The organism is Pelatocladus sp. (genome assembly GCF_059505505.1).
Window position 1 is genome coordinate 1 of record NZ_JCACKS010000223.1, and the last position, 18,638, is coordinate 18,638.

The 18,638-nt window shown below is 40.3% G+C and carries 18 protein-coding genes and 1 tRNA gene; 7 read left to right on the top strand and 12 right to left on the bottom strand.

The window, feature by feature from the left end:
• Positions 1-212 precede the first annotated feature (212 nt).
• Both AC5JMK_RS20680 and AC5JMK_RS20685 read left to right on the top strand, forming a co-directional pair.
• Positions 213-404, top strand: coding sequence for a hypothetical protein (locus tag AC5JMK_RS20680; RefSeq protein ID WP_495910926.1), 192 nt, complete (start codon positions 213-215; stop codon positions 402-404).
• A 314-nt stretch (positions 405-718) separates the two neighbouring features.
• Positions 719-916 carry a hypothetical protein gene (locus AC5JMK_RS20685; RefSeq protein ID WP_495910927.1) on the top strand — a complete coding sequence of 66 codons (198 nt, stop codon included), beginning with the start codon at positions 719-721 and terminating at the stop codon, positions 914-916.
• Between the two features lie 755 nt (positions 917-1,671).
• On the opposite strand, the gene AC5JMK_RS20690 is transcribed toward AC5JMK_RS20685, so the two are convergent.
• The 3 genes from AC5JMK_RS20690 to murA form a co-directional block, all read right to left on the bottom strand.
• Complete coding sequence (locus AC5JMK_RS20690) at positions 1,672-1,989, bottom strand: hypothetical protein (RefSeq protein ID WP_096678502.1); 318 nt, start codon at positions 1,987-1,989, stop codon at positions 1,672-1,674.
• Positions 1,990-2,126: 137 nt separating this feature from the next.
• The gene (locus AC5JMK_RS20695; protein WP_096678504.1) at positions 2,127-3,002 is read right to left on the bottom strand and encodes a M48 family metallopeptidase; all 876 of its coding nucleotides are present in this window, start codon (positions 3,000-3,002) and stop codon (positions 2,127-2,129) included.
• A gap of 168 nt (positions 3,003-3,170) precedes the next feature.
• Entirely contained in the window at positions 3,171-4,547 is a 1,377-nt protein-coding gene (murA, locus tag AC5JMK_RS20700) for a UDP-N-acetylglucosamine 1-carboxyvinyltransferase (RefSeq protein ID WP_096678506.1), read from the bottom strand.
• Between the two features lie 203 nt (positions 4,548-4,750).
• Here murA and AC5JMK_RS20705 point away from each other — a divergent pair.
• Together AC5JMK_RS20705 and AC5JMK_RS20710 are read left to right on the top strand one after the other, a co-directional pair.
• A tRNA-Leu gene (locus AC5JMK_RS20705) sits at positions 4,751-4,833 on the top strand.
• 76 nt (positions 4,834-4,909) lie between these two features.
• On the top strand, positions 4,910-5,683 hold the full coding sequence (locus AC5JMK_RS20710) for a TrmH family RNA methyltransferase (RefSeq protein ID WP_096678508.1): 774 nt from the start codon (positions 4,910-4,912) through the stop codon (positions 5,681-5,683).
• Positions 5,684-5,728: 45 nt separating this feature from the next.
• Here AC5JMK_RS20710 and AC5JMK_RS20715 read toward each other — a convergent pair whose 3' ends face one another.
• Both AC5JMK_RS20715 and AC5JMK_RS20720 read right to left on the bottom strand, forming a co-directional pair.
• Positions 5,729-5,992, bottom strand: coding sequence for a hypothetical protein (locus AC5JMK_RS20715; RefSeq protein ID WP_096678510.1), 264 nt, complete (start codon positions 5,990-5,992; stop codon positions 5,729-5,731).
• Between the two features lie 26 nt (positions 5,993-6,018).
• Positions 6,019-6,660 (bottom strand): ThiF family adenylyltransferase, encoded by a 642-nt coding sequence (locus tag AC5JMK_RS20720; RefSeq protein ID WP_495910928.1) that lies wholly within the window; start codon positions 6,658-6,660, stop codon positions 6,019-6,021.
• Positions 6,661-6,951: 291 nt separating this feature from the next.
• On the opposite strand from AC5JMK_RS20720, the gene AC5JMK_RS20725 reads away from it, so the two are divergent.
• The 3 genes from AC5JMK_RS20725 (at position 6,952) to AC5JMK_RS20735 (ending at position 9,001) form a co-directional block, all read left to right on the top strand.
• Positions 6,952-7,173, top strand: coding sequence for a 2-oxoisovalerate dehydrogenase E1 subunit beta (locus AC5JMK_RS20725; RefSeq protein WP_096678514.1), 222 nt, complete (start codon positions 6,952-6,954; stop codon positions 7,171-7,173).
• A complete protein-coding gene (locus tag AC5JMK_RS20730; protein ID WP_495910929.1) occupies positions 7,170-7,409 on the top strand; it encodes a type II toxin-antitoxin system HicA family toxin in 240 nt (79 codons plus the stop codon). Before AC5JMK_RS20725 ends, AC5JMK_RS20730 begins: the two co-directional genes overlap by 4 nt.
• Positions 7,410-7,660: 251 nt before the next feature.
• Positions 7,661-9,001, top strand: a complete 1,341-nt coding sequence (locus tag AC5JMK_RS20735; protein WP_495910930.1) for a MurT ligase domain-containing protein — start codon at positions 7,661-7,663, stop codon at positions 8,999-9,001.
• A gap of 204 nt (positions 9,002-9,205) precedes the next feature.
• On the opposite strand, the gene AC5JMK_RS20740 is transcribed toward AC5JMK_RS20735, so the two are convergent.
• From AC5JMK_RS20740 to AC5JMK_RS20770, 7 genes are all read right to left on the bottom strand, one after another.
• Positions 9,206-9,607 (bottom strand): hypothetical protein, encoded by a 402-nt coding sequence (locus AC5JMK_RS20740; protein ID WP_096678520.1) that lies wholly within the window; start codon positions 9,605-9,607, stop codon positions 9,206-9,208.
• Positions 9,608-9,988: 381 nt separating this feature from the next.
• Positions 9,989-10,702, bottom strand: coding sequence for a serine O-acetyltransferase (gene cysE, locus AC5JMK_RS20745; RefSeq protein ID WP_096678522.1), 714 nt, complete (start codon positions 10,700-10,702; stop codon positions 9,989-9,991).
• A 642-nt stretch (positions 10,703-11,344) separates the two neighbouring features.
• Complete coding sequence (locus tag AC5JMK_RS20750) at positions 11,345-12,559, bottom strand: DUF790 family protein (protein WP_096678524.1); 1,215 nt, start codon at positions 12,557-12,559, stop codon at positions 11,345-11,347.
• Positions 12,560-12,671: 112 nt separating this feature from the next.
• Positions 12,672-13,544, bottom strand: coding sequence for an S-methyl-5'-thioadenosine phosphorylase (locus tag AC5JMK_RS20755; RefSeq protein ID WP_495910931.1), 873 nt, complete (start codon positions 13,542-13,544; stop codon positions 12,672-12,674).
• A gap of 219 nt (positions 13,545-13,763) precedes the next feature.
• Positions 13,764-14,333 (bottom strand): DUF1349 domain-containing protein, encoded by a 570-nt coding sequence (locus tag AC5JMK_RS20760; protein WP_495910932.1) that lies wholly within the window; start codon positions 14,331-14,333, stop codon positions 13,764-13,766.
• A gap of 556 nt (positions 14,334-14,889) precedes the next feature.
• The gene (locus AC5JMK_RS20765; protein ID WP_096678530.1) at positions 14,890-16,191 is read right to left on the bottom strand and encodes a peptidoglycan-binding domain-containing protein; all 1,302 of its coding nucleotides are present in this window, start codon (positions 16,189-16,191) and stop codon (positions 14,890-14,892) included.
• A 193-nt stretch (positions 16,192-16,384) separates the two neighbouring features.
• On the bottom strand, positions 16,385-18,214 hold the full coding sequence (locus tag AC5JMK_RS20770; RefSeq protein WP_096678532.1) for a sensor histidine kinase: 1,830 nt from the start codon (positions 18,212-18,214) through the stop codon (positions 16,385-16,387).
• Positions 18,215-18,638 lie beyond the last annotated feature (424 nt).

Genomic DNA, 18,638 nt, shown 5'->3' on the forward strand with positions numbered 1-18,638 from the left:
AACTTCTATTGACGTTCTTTTACCACAAAATATACTATTTTGGAGATGTTTACTTTTTTCAAGCCAATTTCATTGAGTTGCTTTTTGGCTTGCGATACTACTCTCAAAGGCTTGTCATGTATTAGTCTTCTATAATACACCGTCTTCCTAAAAGAGTCGCACCCAATTGATTTGTAGAGACGTAGCATTGCTACGTCTCTACATCTGGTGGAATGACGAAAAATTTTCAATCAGGGGTAATACCCCTCGTTCGCCCACAAATTGGTTGTAGAGACGTAGCATTGCTACGTCTCTACATCTGGTGGAATAACGAAAAATTTTCAATCAGGGGTAATACCCCCCTATTCGCTAACAGCATCCTCTTAGAAGTCGGGGATCTGGCTTTTGCGATTCTCACAAATTAGATAGGATTGATGGCGAAGTAGAACGATTTGAAAAAAACAAACTATGTGAAGTAACGACAGCAACTTGTGTCCTAACGACAGCAACTTGTGTCCTAACGACACAACTTAGTGTCCTAACGACACAACTTAGTGTCCTAACGACAACAACTTGTGTCCTAACGAAATCAAAATTTTTGATTGCAATTGCGTAATTGCAGAGCAAACTCGTGTGTTAATAGTAGAATGCACATAAGCAAAGTAGCACATGGAACCTTTAACTACTGCTGCGATCGCAAAAAGCACCAGAACAACCGCTAGATTATGGTAAGGCTGTATTGGAGGTAGAAGCTGCGGCGAAAGCTGATCCGGAAGTGGCGCAAGCAGCCCAGGAATTAGCAGCAGCAGCAAAATCCGAACCAAATCCTAAATTTGCAGAGATTCTGGCTATGCCTAATTTAGCAAAATTGGCAGATAAAATTGGTCAGGTGGTCATGCCGGGTGGGACAGGTAATATTGAAAACATGTCTTTTTAATTTTAATCTTATATTCTCGATGACTCTCCCAGTCCGCCCAGAAATAAATTTCTGGGCTAATAGTTCAAGTCCACTCAAGTGGACTGAAACTATTCTTTTTTCAGTCTTCTTTAGAAGACTTTAGCTATTAGCCTCAGAATTTATAGCACTTCTCACTCGATTGCAATACAGTCGGAACCCCACCCCGGCTTTGCTGACGCAAAACCTCCCCTCCCCGCACGCCTGCGGTGTACACAGAAGTCTTATAAAGTTGCCTAGTAGCGTTTTGATCCCCCCTAACCCCCCTTAAAAAAGGGGGAACTAGAATCAAAGTCCCCCTTTTTTCTAGCGTAGCGGCGCGTCAGCGCGGGGATTTAGGGGGATCAGAGGATTTATGTGTACACCGCAGCCCCGCACGCGGGGAGGGGATTAAGGGGTGGGGTTGGGGTACGTATTGGACACAACCGAGAACTGCTATATTCTGAGGCGGGTATTGCTTCTAATATGAATAATTCCTTGTTGGGTTAGATACCGCAAGGGGTCTGAATCTAAGTGGACTCGTTGAACCAAGAATCCTCAGCCGTCATGCTGAGGAGTGTCAAGAACTTTCTTCCCCAACTCCAACAAATAATTGAAAAATGGGCAAGGAGTCAAGGAATATCAACTGATACCATTTCACTTTTTTGATGATACAAATATACGGATAGGGGCGTACAGGCGTACACCCCTAAAGTAAATCCAATATGTATCAGGATTTTTGTGAAACGGTATAAAGTTCAAGGTTGAGCTTCCAACTTACCCCCCCACATCAGCAAAATAGGGGAATTTTTTTCGCCAGCGTAAGCTGGACGAACCTGTTCATACACATCAGGATGCTTTTGGGCTAGTTCGTTTTCACTGATATTGGCACTCAACACAGTACCGTCCTTGCTTTTGACCGAGTAGTTTAGTCCGTCTTTTCCATTAGTGATCACAACAATGCGATCGCGCATAACTAAACTGGTTATAGTTGCAGGTTCTTCAGCACTAATTGCAGTTGAGAAAAGAATATTGCCTAAAAGGATAAGGAAAGCAAATACTGGGATTTGACGCATAATCTATCCTCTTATTTCAACTCACTTACCAATATAATAAGTACCTAAACAGAATTAATTACACATCTTGTTTCTAAGAGTGCCTATTGCCTATTGCCTGTCTCCACGAATGAATTTAATTTTGTGCGACTACTTATCTACCAGTTGCGCCACTTACCGCCTGTAATATCATCACTGCTACTTGCTAACTTTGGATCTTGCAATAATCTTTCATATTCTGTGCTACTGGCCCAACGGTCAATTTCTCGCGCCCGCAATACTGGTACTGGGTGAGTTAATTGCGCGGTGCGGGTGACTTTGACCATTTCGCCAAGTTCGGTTTTACTAATATCATCGTAGGCGCGGGCTTGGTCAATAAAAGCATCAAGGTTAAGTAGTGGTGCGAGAGTCGGTGAACCACCACTTAATTTCATCAACACAGACATGACAGCTTTGGGGTTTTGGGTTGCTAATAATGCGGCGCGATCGCAGGTAAATTCCGCACAACGTACCCATTCCAAAAGTTGTGCTTGGATTGCTTGAGCAATAAATGCACCGATATTAGGCAAACTTGCTGCTGCCAAAATTAATATATTTACTGGTGTCAAATAAACACTGTGGTCACACTTGAGGTGTCCCAGTTCATGAGCAATGACTGCTTGAGTCTCCTCTGGCGTGAGCATGTCAATTAAAGAAGTATGCAGCACTACAAAAGGCTGCTTACCCCGCATTGCAAAAGTATAAGCATTAGGAGCCGGATGTTGTCTGATATATAACTGCGGTGGCTCCATGTCTAAAACATGACAAGCTTCTAATAAAAGTTTGTGTAAATGGGGTAGTTGGTTTTCGCCCACCAAAATACTAGATGCAATGTTTTCCACATAAAATAATTGCTCCGCCACTGGCCCCAGGACATTCCGCACCATCAAATCTATACCGGGAATCTGCTTCAGCGCTTTGGTTGCTTCTAGATCTAGCGGGTGACGAAATGAGTCTGCTTTCAGACCCATGAGCTGAGTTTTGGAGGATAACATAGCAAAGCAAGTGGGAAGTTGTGAGGTTTGTAATGGATCTGGTTTGATACCAGCCCTACAAAGCCTAGTATAGCGATATTAGTTGTTGATGGTTGGTGGTTGGTGGTTATTTGAGACAACTAACAACTAACCACTAACCATTAACCAAATTATGAAGAAATCGATGCTTTAGGTGTTGAGTGCGCCAGGAGCAATTTCTGTTTTTACCTCTGAACCAGGTAAACGTTGAATTTTTGCTCCTAATTGCTGTAATTTGAGATCAAGGCGATCGTAACCGCGATCAAGGTATTGCAGTCCTTGGATAGTGGTTTTGCCGTCTGCTGCCAAGCCAGCAACAACTAAAGCTGCTGCGGCTCGTAAATCTGTACCAATTACAGGCGCACCAGATAACAGTGGTACTCCTCGGACAAAAGCAGTGTTACCTTTAACACGAATATCTGCCCCTAGGCGATTTAACTCGGAGGCATGACGCAGGCGGTTTTCAAATACGGTTTCATTAATTAGGCTATCGCCTTCTGCGATTGCCAATAAAGCCATAAACGGCGCTTGCATGTCCGTAGGAAAACCAGGATGGGGCATGGTTTCAATATCTGCTGCGATTAATCTATCGGCTTTGACCAGACGTAAGCAAGTTGGTGTTTCTTCAACCACACTCACGCCAATCTCCCGCAATTTGGAAATCACTGGTACTAGATGGTCTGGGGCTACTGGCGAGAGGAGCAGTTCAGAACGGGTTATTGCTCCCGCCAACAGAAAAGTTCCCGCTTCAATGCGATCAGGTATGATATTATACTCAACAGAATGCAGTTTGGGAACGCCGTCGATGGTAATTGTACTTGTGCCTGCACCTTGAATTTTTGCTCCCATCGCTATACAGAAATTTGCCAAATCCACAACTTCTGGCTCACGAGCAGCGTTTTCAATGATTGTTTCACCTTCCGCCAGAGTTGCTGCCATCATCAGCGTTTCTGTGGCTCCCACACTGGGAATATCTAGGTAGATTTTTGCTCCCTTCAAACGACGGTTTTTACCGGGGACGTAAGCATTACAAATGCCATGCTCAATTTGGACTTCGGCTCCCATTGCTTGCAGTCCCCGGACATGGAGATCTACTGGTCTAGCACCAATAGCACATCCTCCTGGTAAAGGCATTTGTGCTATCCCCAAACGTGCCAGGATCGGACCAATCGCAAAAAAACTGGCTCGCAATTGAGTAACCAGTTCGTAAGGAGCTTTGGATGAGGTAATTTCGCTAGCATTGATGTCTAAAATGTCACCACTCCGCCGCAAGCGAACACCCAAAGCTGACAATACCTGACCCATGCGCTCTACATCTGCTAGCAAAGGTACGTTACGGATGTGACAGTCCCCTGAACAAAGCAAAGCCCCAGCCATAATGACTAATGCTGAATTTTTCGCCCCACTAATTTTTACATGACCTTGCAACGGATGCCCACCACAGATTTGCAAAACTGAGGAGTCTGCAACAGATGACAATTTAGCATCTTGTAAGCTGCTAGAAGGATTAATAAGCCTACCCTCCAAAAATCTTAAATCTTACAAATTTTAAGTTGGTTTTGATTCTACATGAAAGATTTAATTTGTCCATATTCTTGCATCACATCTTGTGGATGATTTGGGACAAGGGAAGGGGGACAAGGGGACAACTAAACACCAATAGAAATTTTTAGTTGACAGCTATGAAAAATGTAGTAATAATAGAAAACGGTCATTCAACCAATTCGCAAGCGGAACTGGCGGAATTGGCAGACGCGCTAGATTCAGGTTCTAGTGTCCACAAGACTTCCGGGTTCAAGTCCCGGGTTCCGCATTCTCTAGTTTAGATATGAGATTTTAGATTTACGATTTTGGATTAATCTAAAATCTAAAATCATAAATCTAAAATTGTGCTGACAAGTTTACAAAATTCTTTAGTTAAGCAAATCAGAAAGCTCCACGCTACCAAGGAACGGCATAAGCAGCAACTGTTTCTATTAGAGGGAACACACTTGTTGGAGGAAGCTTGTGCAGTCAATTATCCGCTTGCAGTGGTGTGTTGTACTCCAGAATGGCAAATATCCCATCCGAAGTTATGGGAAGAGGTTTGTCAAAGAAGCGATCGCACAGAAGTTGTCAGTGAAGAAGTAATGGCGGCGATCGCAACAACGGTTCAACCAGATGGAGTTATGGCGCTAGCGAAACGGGATGTTTCTCCAACTCCCATACCATTTACTGGTGTGGTACTCGCTTTGGAAACAGTCCAAGATCCAGGGAATTTGGGTACAATGATTCGCACTGCGGCCGCAGCTGGAGCGAGTGGATTGTGGCTGAGTGGAGATAGTGTAGATTTAGATAATCCCAAGGTATTACGGGCTACAGCTGGACAATGGTTTCGTTTACCTATGGCGGTGAGTCCAGATTTAAAAGCGACAGTCATCCAAGCTAAACAAGCGGGAATGCAGGTAATTGCAACACTCCCCAGTGCAAATTTAACTTACTGGGAGGTAGACTGGCGTCAACCAAGTTTGATTTTATTAGGTAACGAAGGTGCTGGTTTGTCGTCAGAATTAGCAGCAATGGCAGATTTTGAAGTGAGAATTCCCCTTAGTTCTGGGGTAGAGTCGTTGAATGTAGCGATCGCAGCTGCGTTAATGTTATACGAAGTGCGAAGACAGGATTGAGGAAAGGGGATTGACAAATGACCAATGACCAATAACAAATGATTATTAACTTTTTCCTTTTTGCTGGAAATATTGTTCGATATCAGCAACAGCGTCTTCCCAGAGGTCTAAATCTATGATTGAGGAAGTTTCGGTTATTTGGCGATCGCATAGCTGCTCCAAAGGAGCATCGCTTTGGTGGTCACTGTGAGATTCGGGTGTCTGTTCTGTTTCTATAGAATCATCTTGTAAAATGTGTTGCAGTTGCTCTAGGGATTTTTGAAACTCCTGATCAGCGACGCGGCGCTGTTCATGCTGGTTTTGCTCCATAATTTAATTCCCAATCTCTATTCAATTTATACACTAAAAGGCTGAACGGCAAAATCAGCTAAGGTAACGGTAAAACTCTCTTGCTTTTCTGTAGCTACAAAAGTAACGATCGCTTCACAAGCAACTGCGACTGCGAGGATAACTAAGTTGCGCGCCAGGGGGTAGTCGCAGATATCATCGTTTGCAGGTGAGGGTACACGATAAATTTGGTTCCAGATGATTTCTGCATAATCTGAAGCTAAACCCACGTGTAAGCAAGGTATTTGAGAATTTTGGCAGTAGTCAAACACAGCTTGTCGGCTACTGCTATTATCAAAAGTGTCGATAACTAAAGCACTATCTGTTAATAATTGACTTGCATTGGCTGGTGTTAATTCTTTTGCACGCCCATCGATTGTGATCCCCAAAGCGCGGTAAAGATTGTTGGTGAGGATTTTGGCTTTGTATGTACCAACATCGGAACGGTAATAAGGTTGAGTGGAAAGATTGCGTTCTTCAATTCTGTCTCTGTCTATGACTCGTAATTTACCAAAACCAGAACGAGCCAGATTTTCGGTAATATTTGCACCCAAAGCCCCAGCACCACAAATGGTAACAGGAAAGTCCCGCAGTTGATGCATGAGTGCGGGTGTGCGTTGCAATTGTTCGTGAAAAAAGAGATTAGTCATCCGCTAACAGGATGTTAGATTTTAGATTGTCCCTAATAAATTTAACACTGGTCTGCCCCATTTAAAATTCTGGATTTGGCATTGCTGATTTCATGTATGAAAATGATTTTGCATAATGCCAAAATCTTTGTAGAGACACGATATATCGTGTCTCTACATTCAGATTCATATCGCATTCAGCAACGCCCTGGATTTTACAGCAGTTTTCACTTATGTGAATCACACGCTATATTCCTTTTGTTTTAATTACTGTAGAATTATTGTTGTAACTAGCTACTGACAGAATAATTAGTGAAAAACACAACGTCAGAAATTGTATTTCTGATTGAAGAAGATCCTGAAAGTGGTTATGTAGCAAAAGCGTTGGGTGAAGCAATTTTTACCCAGGCTTCGGACATGACGACTTTAAAAGAAATGGTTCGTGATGCGGTTCGATGTCATTTCCCCGATGAGGATACCCGTCCAAAGGTAATTCGGTTGCATTTTGTTCGGGATGAGGTTATTGCATCGTGAAGCTACCGCGAGATTTATCGGGTGAGGATTTGGTTAAGGTATTAGCTGTTTTTGGTTATGCGGTAGATCGACAAACTGGTAGTCATATTCGCTTAACTACTCAACTTCAAGGCGAACATCATATCACCATTCCTGCTCACGATCCGCTAAAGATCGGTACGCTAAATTCTATATTACGAGAAGTTGCGGGGCATTTTGGTCTAACTCGTGATCAGCTATTAGAGAAACTATTTTAGCAATTGATGCTCAAACCTAAGATTTATATCCAAAAGCGATCGCACTTTCACCAAAACTAAAACCTAAAAATGCGATCGCATGGCGTTAAGATCCCCGACTTCTTTGCAAGTTTTGCTTTTCAACAGAGATTATTGGCAAGAAGTTGGGGATCTGTTTGTTTGGGTAAGAAGTTTGTGGTTGATCTGACTAGTCTTTTTACTAAGGATTCGCTAAACTCACGCATATTAAATCGCAGACTTAGGATATAGTTGTGGGAAACAAAATTCAATTTATAGATAGACTGCGTCTGGGTTTGGCTGTCTCGGTAGCTAAAAGCGTCACTTTGATGGTGCGATCGCTACGTTTGGGTGCTGCGTCTGTTTTACCAGGTGCGATCGCACGTCGGATTGAACCCCGGTTATTGCAATTGTTGAGTCAGCAGGTGAACAAGGGCGTAATTCTGGTTGCTGGTACGAATGGTAAAACCACAACATCGCTGTTTTTACGGGAGATTCTCGAACGCCAAGGTTATCGTGTTGCTCACAATTCTACGGGTGCTAATTTAGAGAATGGCTTGATGACAGCGTTGATGGAAAGCACTAATTTGGTAGGTTCGCTCAACGTTGATTATGCCATTTTAGAAGTTGATGAAAATATTTTGTCTAGGGTTTTAGCGCCTATTCAACCAAAACTGATTCTTTGTTTAAACTTATTTCGTGATCAACTAGATAGATACGGGGAAGTAGACACAATTAGTAAACGCTGGGGAGGTGCGATCGCCACTCTACCACCTGAAACAATTATTGTTGCAAATGCTGACGATCCAACAATTTGTTATCTTGGTCAACAGTTATCTCAACAGCAAGTTTCTTTCTTTGGTTTAAATGAACCAGAACATTATTTAGAAGCGATTCCCCATGCTGTAGATTCGATTTATTGTCCTAATTGCGGACACGCTTTGGACTATAAAGGCGTTTATCTTTCTCATATGGGCGAGTATACTTGTCCCAGTTGTGGTTTTACCAGAAGCGAACCAACAATTAATAGTAGCCAATGGCCACAAATTCTCATTGGATTGTACAACAAATACAATACTTTAGCAGCAGTAACAGCTGCTATGGAATTAGGAATTGATGAAGCTATTATTCGCGATGCGATTCCTCATTTTCAACCTGCGTTTGGGCGTGCGGAAGAATTAAAAATTCATGGGAAACAAGTAAGAATTTTATTATCAAAAAATCCTGTAGGGACAAATGAAACTATTCGAGTTGTGACTCAAAGTGATAACAAAACAACACTATTAGTATTGAACGATCGCATTCAAGATGGCGAGGATGTATCTTGGATTTGGGATGTAGATACAGAGAAATTAGTTCAACGAGGAGGAACTTTAGTAGTGAGTGGCGATCGCGCCTATGATATGGCTCTGCGTCTACGTTACAGCGATCCTATATCTCAAAACAATTGTAATTTGATCGTCGAAGAAGATTTGCGCCAAGCTATTAACAAAGCTTTGGAACATACCCCAGATCACGAAACCTTACACATCTTACCTACCTACACAGCTATGTTAGATGTGCGAGAAGTATTAACTGGTAGGAAAATTCGCTAAATTCTGTTTTTTGTTGCTGGTTGTTTTTTGGAACAACCAACATTTATTGGGGAGTGAGCATCCCAAATATTCAAATCCGCCTGCTCATAACTAAAGTCTGCTGAAGCAGACTGTTTGATTTATTTAAATTTTATTTATTTTAGTCTTCTTCAAACGACTTATACTATGAGAGCGAAATATTGAAAAAATTGGGATACTTCCTTTTTACTGTAACTTTACCGCCGCCCGTTGTAGAGGTAGAACTTCTTCTAGAGTTAATTCGTGATCAGAAGTGAGATGGCTGTTACAACAAATGGTACTAAAAAATACTTGCTGACCAACTACTTCTGAAAAATGTTTTTCTAAAAGTAATCGAGAGGTAATATCTCCTAATAAATCAGAAAGATCTTTTGTGAGTTGATCTCTATCGTCCCGGTGAACCATTCTAAATTGGAAAGGTTTCTCACCTACTATTTCTTTGACAGCAGCATCAAACTTATCTGGCTTTTTATGAACGTATGAAAAAGATACTTCTTCTAAAAAATTCCAAGCTTCGGGAAAAATTTCGCGAATTTTTTCTAGATGATTTTCAGTTTGGTAGACTAAAGTTGCAGTTTTGCAATCCATAGAGTTAGTTTCCCTGATTGTAAATCAATTTACTGCTACGTTTCAGTGTTTTATTTATAGTGACATTTTTTAGCTCAGTACAAGCTTTAATATTATGAATTCTTTATTTTTGAGAAAAGTCAAAGTCTGCTGAAGCAGACTGTTTGATTTATCTAAGTTTGATTTATTTGAGTCGTCTTCAGACGACTTGTGCTATTAGCTAAGGATTTAAACCCAAGCGCGATATATTGAAAAAATTGAGATGCTCGCTTTCTTTGATACTCGTCAACGAGTCTTTGAACCTCGTCGATGAGTCTTTGATACTCATCTGAGGAAAAATTTCGAGGAACAAAATCCTATATTTTCATGCATTTGTTGGGTTAAATGCACTCACTACAAACTCTAAATTCCCGATCCGTCTAGAAAATCTTCAATCACAGAATTCCGACTACATTTAATTTCTTTGCTAACTTCTTTGACAGACAGATGTAAATTCACTTCCAACTGTTCGATGTGTTGTTCGAGTTCCTTCACACGTTCAAATAAAGCTCGAATTGCTTCAGCTTCTACATCTCGCAATTGATTATGAGCCAAGACATTTACTTTTGTATTTTCACTGCGAGTGATACGTCCAGGAATACCGACTACAGTTGTATCACTAGGTACATGACGCAATACTACTGAACCTGCACCAATACGAACATTATCTCCGATTTGGATATTGCCTAATACCTTCGCACCTGCTCCAACAACGACGTTATTACCTAAAGTCGGATGGCGCTTACCTGTTTCCTTTCCTGTACCACCCAGGGTAACACCTTGATAAATCAGAGCATAGTCACCGACAATTGCAGTTTCACCAATCACGACTCCCATACCGTGATCTATAAACACACCCTGACCAATTTTTGCTCCTGGATGAATTTCAATTCCAGTGATAAATCTACTGATTTGAGATAGGAAGCGTGGTATAAATGAAATCTTTTTGTTGTGCAGCCAGTAAGCGATGCGATGGAAAAGCAAAGCTTGTAATCCAGGATAACAAAATAACACTTCTAGCCAATTACGGGCTGCGGGATCACGTTCGTAAATTGTTCGTAAGTCTGTTAGTAGCATACTTAATTTTAATAATGATTGCTTGGCTACGAACAGGATTCCCCATGATGATTAGGCAGTAATTAAGATTGTAGTGAAACTGCTTTAATGTGCCTTGAAAATACTATTTTAGCAAATAAAACTCCAACATCATCTAAGAGGATGTTTGAAAAGTCATGATTGATGTATCAAATATTTTTTACCCCACCCTAACCCTCCCCTTGTAAAGGGGAGGGAACCGGATTTCTCTTGTTTTCCCCCTTTATAAGGGGGGTAATAATGTAATTAAAATTACAGCCAATCACTTTTCAAACAACCTCTAAGAGGGAGCATCCCAATTTTTGAAAAAACAAGAGCGATGTTCACCCTGCACGGCTACACAAACCAAGTCCCCCTACACGGACTAATTATAGCCCAATACGATTCAGTTAATACCAATTAAATATGAAGCTGCACATTATTTTAACCCCTCCCAACCTCCCCTTACCAAGGGGAGGTGCCGAAGACGGTGGGGTTCTTTCTATGCATCTTCATATGGAAATGATATAAGGTTATCGGTAGTAAATTATTTGATCTGAAGCGTATTGAATTATAGCCTGGGTATGCAGGCTTTGTCTTTATAGCCTCAGACTTCTAGTCTGCGCGGATTTTAAAGTGTGTATTTTATTCTATGACCGCTAATATGGATTTCGGCAATAATTTATCTTTAAACCAAACTATTCTGGCGGGAACATCACTTAATTTGACACCGACTTTATCCAGATTTAAACGTTCGGAAATTGCCAAAATCAAATTATCACATTGAGCGCGTCTGACTTGAGCAAATTTTTTTTGTAAATATTCCGGTCGCCAATAACCGACAATTTCTAATAGATAAATACGTCCATCGGGATGCACTAATCGAAAATCGGGAATCATCACACTACCAGGAATAGGAATTAAATCAACTTCTCGCTCTAACGCCCAACAAGTTTTCAGTGCATCCCATTTATCAGCAAAGGATGCTTCAATCATACTATCGTAAGGTTTGCCGGGTGGGTAATGAGTTACTAAACCACACTCAGAATTCAGGGTGAAACGTCCTGTTTTCCAGGTTTCTGTATAAAAATCGCGGACTTGTAATGTAGCAGAAAGACTCCATTTCGTAACATGTAATAAAGCTGGAATTAGTTTTGCGATCGCTAGACCATATCGCGTACTTGGATTAAATAAGCTTGTCGGACCATCAATCGTAATTGTAAATCCGTGGTCGGCATCGCCTTCGATATATGCCATTAATTGAAATAATTTTAAATAGCGAAATAAAAGCTTATATTCTCCTGGAACATTCCGATGAGCATTTAATACTAATTGACTGGCTTTATAAAACACTCCCTGTACTTGCGATAAATTATATCTATGTAATAGATTTTCCGGTTTTGGTGCATCAAAAGTCGTGAGAATTTTATTCTCTGATAAATCAGCATATAATCCATCACGGACTTGCTGTGGTAAAACTTCTCGTTCGAGTTCTTGAGTTAAGTTATCAGCTATATTTTTTAATGTCACTTGTGTGAATTCTGAGCTAGGAACAGACTTCGCTGCGAAAGCAAACACTCTTTCTCTTAACATTTGTGGTTCTAAGGGACTCACTACTTCAAATGTACAAAAACCACTTTTAAGTAGATAAGCCAAACCCCGTTTGACTTTATAGTCGGTTGTGTCACCTTCTAATTCTAATAATTGACGTTCTAATGCGCCTTGAGTTTTTCCTACTGATTCTTGAAAAGAACTAATTAATTCGTTGGCTAACTCTATATGTTGAGAATCAAGTTTTAATCTCTTGGGAATAATTTCTTCTCCATTCTGACGATGATGGAGTAAATCTGTTGGTAACATTTATCAGTTATCAGTTATCAGTGTTGTGATAATTGTCTGAAGGCGAAGTATGGGAATAGTAATTTTTGATTGATAGAAGAAATTACTCACCAAAAACTTCGCCTCTTAGGAATTAAATATATTTTTTCAACAACAAAGCTAATTTTTCTTTTGTTGCTGTTGATACTTTATCCAATGGTGTTAAGATTGCATATTTTAATGCTGAATGAGCAGCGCTAGGTGGTGGGTTATCACTTAAGCGTCGCACTGTTTCTTGAATGACTTTTTGGGCATTGACAGCATTTCGTTGTAAATTATTCACGACCATTTCGACTGTGACACTATCATGATCTGGATGCCAACAATCATAATCGGTTACTAGCGCCAAAGTTGCGTAGGCGATTTCAGCTTCCCGTGCTAACTTCGCTTCTGGTAAATTTGTCATCCCAATGATTGTTGCATCCCAACTGCGGTATAAATTAGATTCTGCTTTGGTAGAAAATGCTGGGCCTTCCATACATACATAAGTACCGCCACGATGTAGGGTGACATCTGGGAGATTTAGAGAAGCGATCGCATCTGCGACAACTCCAGCCAAATTATGACAGACTGGATCACCAAAGGCAATGTGAGCAACTATTCCTTCGCCAAAAAAGGTAGAAACTCGATTTTTAGTTCGATCAATAAATTGATCAGGAACTACCATATCCAATGGTTTCGCTTCAGCTTTCAAAGAACCTACCGCACTCGCTGAAATCAAATACTCCACACCCAATTGCTTCATTGCATAAATATTGGCACGGAATGGCAGTTCTGAAGGTAAAAGCGTGTGATTACGTCCATGACGAGCTAAAAACGCTACTCGTGTATCATCCAAAGTCCCTAAAATTACAGCATCAGAAGGTGAGCCAAAGGGTGTATCTACTCTCACTTCTTCTACATCTTTCAGGGCATCCATTTTGTATAAACCACTACCGCCAATGATTCCAATCCGAGCTTCAGTCATTATTTTTTAGCCTCTAGCTTTTTGTAGTGCCAAGCTATTATGAACTACCTATGGACTCCGCAGATCTATTTTTTGGATGGGAAGAGATTAATTTTTCTTCAGATAATAAATTAGCCTTGATCTGGCGATCAGAGTGTAGATTAAATTCCCAATATTAAATTCTAAATTTCAGGTAGAAGCCTCTGACTAACAATAATCCCAAATTCTCAATTTCTAATTTTAGATTCCGACTTGAGAATAGGGTTGAATGCTGTTATCTTGAATTTGAAAATTCTCGAATCTTACCTCAAAACCATCGCTTTGTGGACAAGCACATACTAATCCTACCTGCACTGTTTCTTGATCAGTTAGGCACGCTAACATGAGTGTCGTGTAATCTTTTCCATCGATGGAATACATTACTTCTATGGTGTCGCCTGTGCGCTGCAAACGCAACCACAAGCAATCGGGACGATGTGCTAGTGGTATAATCGACCAGTCAGAGTCGTTTTGAGTGATCACTGCACTGACGTAGTGTGTGTCATTTACAAATTCAACGCTAGATTTTAGCCAAGTTTTCTCATCGACACGAATCATTAATCCTGCATGATCGCATGAGTTTTGATAATTACCAATGATTTTAACTTGAGCAGTAAAATTGCCTGTGACTTCTCGATAATAAAAATTGCCATTATCACGGATACAGTATTGAGTTCTACGCCAAAAATCTGTTTTTGCTCCTGAAGTAACGGTAATTACTCCCTCTTGTTGTTCCCACGCTGGCGGTTCGTTGTACCATTTCATAAGCATAGGTAGATCTTAGATTAAAATTTATAGTTTCTAATCTCATTATTCTTTATTAGTTGTTCCTAATGATACAAATTATTCCAAAAGATAATTTTTTTAGTTCATCTATCTATAGAAGTGTATATAAATTAGCCGATTATTTTTCAATATTTCTTAAAAATAGTAGAACCCAGGGCTATTTCATTCTAGACAGAAACCGCCCTGAACTAAAGTTCTCCTGCTCATAGCTTAAGTCCGTTTAAACGAACTTAACTATCACAAAACAGTCGCTTTAAACCGACTTTTGCTATGCTATTAGCCTCAAAAATATTTAAAACTATTGTCCTCTATATCTCGCGATCCCCAATCCCCATTACCCCTTCGCCCCTCCAGGGGACTCCTACCTTCCCCTTATCCCCAGAGCAGGGTGGTTTCATACGAAAAAATAAAAATATGGAAGTCTGTATTTCTCGTTTTGAAGCATAGATTTTTACCCCTCTCCAAACCTCTCCCCTTATTAAGGGGAGAGGCTTTAAAAGAAGATTTTAATTTTTCTCTGCTTGTATGAAACCACCCTGCCTCAAAGATATTCTACCCGTGCATCAAAACCGCGATCGCGTAACTGGCTAGAACGTTTTTCGGCTTCGGAGCGATCGCGAAATGCACCTGCATTCACATAATCTCCCAATTTTGATTGCATCGTAAAAGCTTGAGGTACAAACTGACGAACTTGATCAAGAGTATTGGCATCACGAATTGGTACAATTACCACATAGCGATTTTCAACTGTTGAATTTTGTACTTCAGTAGGGTTGCTGTTTGTCAATCCTAATGCTTGCCAGGTTTGAAAATCTACAACTCCTGTGGGATTGAGTCTAGCGGTTTGCTGAAATTGGGCTACAGCATCTCTAGTTTCCGTGCCATAGTAACCTGTAACATCCCGATTAAATAATCCTTGTTGACGTAAACTTTGTTGCACAGTGACAACGCGCGGACTGTTTTCACCCAAACAGATAAAACCGCTTGTTGGTGAACACCCAGAGTTATTGATATTTGGGTTGTTCACATTTGAATAGTTGACGTTTGAATAGTTGGCGTTTGTGGATATTGCTGTCCAAGTTTGTCCATCAACTATTCCGTTAGCTGTGAGTCCGTAATCGCGCTGAAAACGCACGACAGCATCTTTGGTGACAGAGCCAAAATTACCAGTAGGAGTCGCTTGGAAATAACCCAACTTTGCCAAGTTTCTTTGTAATTGTAATACTTGCGCTCCGGCATCACCTTCATTCCAGACGTTGGGATAATTATCAACTCTACTACCGACAGTCTTATTTGATCTTGATGCCAAACTAGTACGTATCACTTGTAAAGTGTTTCCACCAGCAACACCATCAGCTTGCAATCTTTTGGATTGCTGAAATCTAATCAGAGCTTGTTGTGTTTCTTGACCAAAATAACCTGTAACCGGGCCATTAAAATAACCCAATGTCCGCAAAGATTTTTGCAGTTGTGTGACTGCTGAACCTCTACTTCCTACTTTGAGGACGTTACTAGTGCTACTCCTGGATTGTTTAGATTGACACGCAGCTTGTAGCGATCGCTGAGTTTGCGGTCCTACCTGGCCAATCGCAGAAATTTTCTTTGCTTGCTGGAATTTTTTGACAGCATTTTCAGTTAAGGGGCCAAAATTGCCGTTGATCGGCCCGTTGTAGTATCCTAACTTTTGCAAACATCTCTGGACACTCGTGACTTGAGGCCCACTATTACCTCTTCCTAGTGCTAATGCTTGTTCTGCGAAATTGATCACTGCTAAAGTCAATGCTACAGATAAAAGCCGCATTGCTGTACCACTAGATAACTTCTGCCAATTCCAGTTAGTCATATTATTAAAAAGCAAATATTTAGAGTTTTTTCACGGATGACTCCGTATCTTTTACTACTCAAATATTTTTATTTGCTCAGATATAATTATAAAGTTGTGTTTACAGAGAAATATAACATTCTCTATAAAAATTACATAGGATTTTAGTATTTTTTAGCACCACCGTTTTGATGCAGGATATACTGAAAAATATTCATGCTGCGATCGCTCTTGGTAAAATAAGAGTAAAGGTGGTGGAAACAGCTGTACTTTCGACACTAATAGAAGCTTTCAAATGTTTTGCCAGTTTTTGCACTAGTGCTAATCCTAACCCACTACCACCGTACAGCGAAGGATGATGTTGAGGAAGGCGGTAAAAGGGATCGAAAATACGTGCAATTTCATTAGTATCTATTTTAACGCCAGAATTACTAATCTTGATCTCTACGGTTTCCTCTGTTGCAGATGCAGCAACGGTAATCGATTCACCCGCAGGTGTATATTTACAGGCGTTGCTGAGTAATTCTATAACAATACGTTCTAAGTCAGTGATATCTGTTTCTAAAGGTGGGAGTTCCCCAGCCAGATGCAAAAATAACTGTTGCTGCTGACAAATAGTAACTTCTCGAAAAGATTCAACAATCGGAGGAAGCCAACTGTTGAGATCAATCACGATTACAGTTAAAACTTCGGCTTCTGCTTCTAAGTATGTGAGTGAAAGCAGATCATTAATCAGTTTGCTTTCTCGCTGACATTCGTTCTGTAAAATCTGCAACAGTTGTGATACTATGTCTGCATCGAATGATGTTTCTTGCTTGATGATTGTTTCTAAGGTTTGCACGGCTAGGCTAATACTGGTGATTGGTGTTCGCAATTCATGGGAAAGAGATCTGAGAAATTCGTGTTTGAGATCGTCGAGTTTTTCGATTTGGTTTACTTGGGTCTGGGCTAGTTGATAAAGTTTAGCTTGGCGAATTGCGATCGCACATTGATTTGCTAGTTGTTGTACCAGTTTAATTTCCGATTCTGCAAACGCTTCTTGAGTCACTTTTGTTAGCCAAATATTTCCCATCACTGTTTCGGCATCAAAAATGGGACAGGCTAGCTGTGTCACTATAACTAAATTAGGATTCCAATCTCGTAAAATTTCACTAAATTGTAACGGCTGTTTTTGTAATAGTGGCTGATACAGTTTGGGAAAATCTGCAACCTGTCGTTTCATCTCTTGGTAGACGGAAGAGATAGTAGTGTATTCGTGGGCGATAGTCGCGAAAGTATAACTAGTATCATAGAATTCGACATGGCAATGCTCAACTTGTAACACCTTTGCTAATTCAGCAACAACAGTCTCTAAAACATGATCTATATCTATACAATCACGTATTTTTCTGGTGATATTTCTTACTAATTTATCAGACTCTTGTAACTTCCTTTCGGTTTGCAGATGTTGCACCTGTTGACGTAGTTCTGAGTGTTGGATAGCAATACTGATTTGGGTTGCTAATTGTTTGAGCAAATCAATTTCTGTTTGTAGCCATTGTCGTGGTTCACAACAATACTGTGCTATTAAAAATCCCCAAAGATCTTGCTGCAAGATAATCGGTACTACGAGATTAGCTCTGACTTGCAAAGAGGATAGAAAATCTATCAGACAAGGATGCAATCCAGCTGCGTAAATATCTTCTACAATCTGGATACAACCACGCTTGTAGCGTTCTGCATGTTTTTCGCTAAAGCAAGAGTCTGTGATCTTCATTCCTAACAGTGGACTACCCGCAACAATAGTAGATTCTGCAACTATAGTTCCACTACCACTAGAATCTAAATGGTAAATCAGTGTGCGATCGCTTAGTAATAGCCTTCGTAATTCTTTAACTGTAAAATTCAGAATCGTATTTAAATCAATCGATTGACAAATTAGTTGAGCGATCGCACTCAATATTTGATTGGAATTACTTCCATCTTCTAAATCTGTATCGATTTGAAATTTTTGACAGACAGCTTGTGCTAATTCTGTGGTAGATTCTGATGGATTGATATTCATGCGAGAGTCCCTGGTTGGTTTACTGACTCTACTAGGTCTTCTCTCCATAAAATAATATCTAATTGTAGTAGATGCCTTTAAGGACGTTAGACCAAGGGCAAGAAGCCTTTGTTGACCAAAATTCTATCCTATGCACTGCGGATGAAAAATTTAGCAAAGCTTATAGTTACTCAACCTACTTAAGTCTTGACTTGTTATAGAGCTTCAAATATATAAATTGCAGAATAATGGCAAATAGTTAAGTTATTTACTGTATCTTTTTTAGCATTTTTGCATAAATTCATTTTACAAAAACTTGCTATGCCACTAAATTTTATAAATCTTAATATCTATAGTGTTTTATGGCGGAACGCCTAACGCACCGTCAACGATACTTTAAAGATGGTGCGTTAACAAAGTAACGTACCCTACGAAATATTAGATA

What these genes read in the sequence shown, in the direction of transcription:
- AC5JMK_RS20680 (WP_495910926.1), top strand. Translation starts at nt 213, where the DNA reads ATGACGAAAAATTTTCAATCAGGGGTAATACCCCTCGTTCGCCCACAA.
- AC5JMK_RS20690 (WP_096678502.1), bottom strand. Translation starts at nt 1,989, where the DNA reads ATGCGTCAAATCCCAGTATTTGCTTTCCTTATCCTTTTAGGCAATATT.
- AC5JMK_RS20695 (WP_096678504.1), bottom strand. Translation starts at nt 3,002, where the DNA reads ATGTTATCCTCCAAAACTCAGCTCATGGGTCTGAAAGCAGACTCATTT.
- AC5JMK_RS20715 (WP_096678510.1), bottom strand. Translation starts at nt 5,992, where the DNA reads ATGGAGCAAAACCAGCATGAACAGCGCCGCGTCGCTGATCAGGAGTTT.
- AC5JMK_RS20720 (WP_495910928.1), bottom strand. Translation starts at nt 6,660, where the DNA reads ATGACTAATCTCTTTTTTCACGAACAATTGCAACGCACACCCGCACTC.
- AC5JMK_RS20740 (WP_096678520.1), bottom strand. Translation starts at nt 9,607, where the DNA reads ATGGATTGCAAAACTGCAACTTTAGTCTACCAAACTGAAAATCATCTA.
- cysE (WP_096678522.1), bottom strand. Translation starts at nt 10,702, where the DNA reads ATGCTACTAACAGACTTACGAACAATTTACGAACGTGATCCCGCAGCC.
- AC5JMK_RS20750 (WP_096678524.1), bottom strand. Translation starts at nt 12,559, where the DNA reads ATGTTACCAACAGATTTACTCCATCATCGTCAGAATGGAGAAGAAATT.
- AC5JMK_RS20755 (WP_495910931.1), bottom strand. Translation starts at nt 13,544, where the DNA reads ATGACTGAAGCTCGGATTGGAATCATTGGCGGTAGTGGTTTATACAAA.
- AC5JMK_RS20760 (WP_495910932.1), bottom strand. Translation starts at nt 14,333, where the DNA reads ATGCTTATGAAATGGTACAACGAACCGCCAGCGTGGGAACAACAAGAG.
- AC5JMK_RS20765 (WP_096678530.1), bottom strand. Translation starts at nt 16,191, where the DNA reads ATGACTAACTGGAATTGGCAGAAGTTATCTAGTGGTACAGCAATGCGG.
- AC5JMK_RS20770 (WP_096678532.1), bottom strand. Translation starts at nt 18,214, where the DNA reads ATGAATATCAATCCATCAGAATCTACCACAGAATTAGCACAAGCTGTC.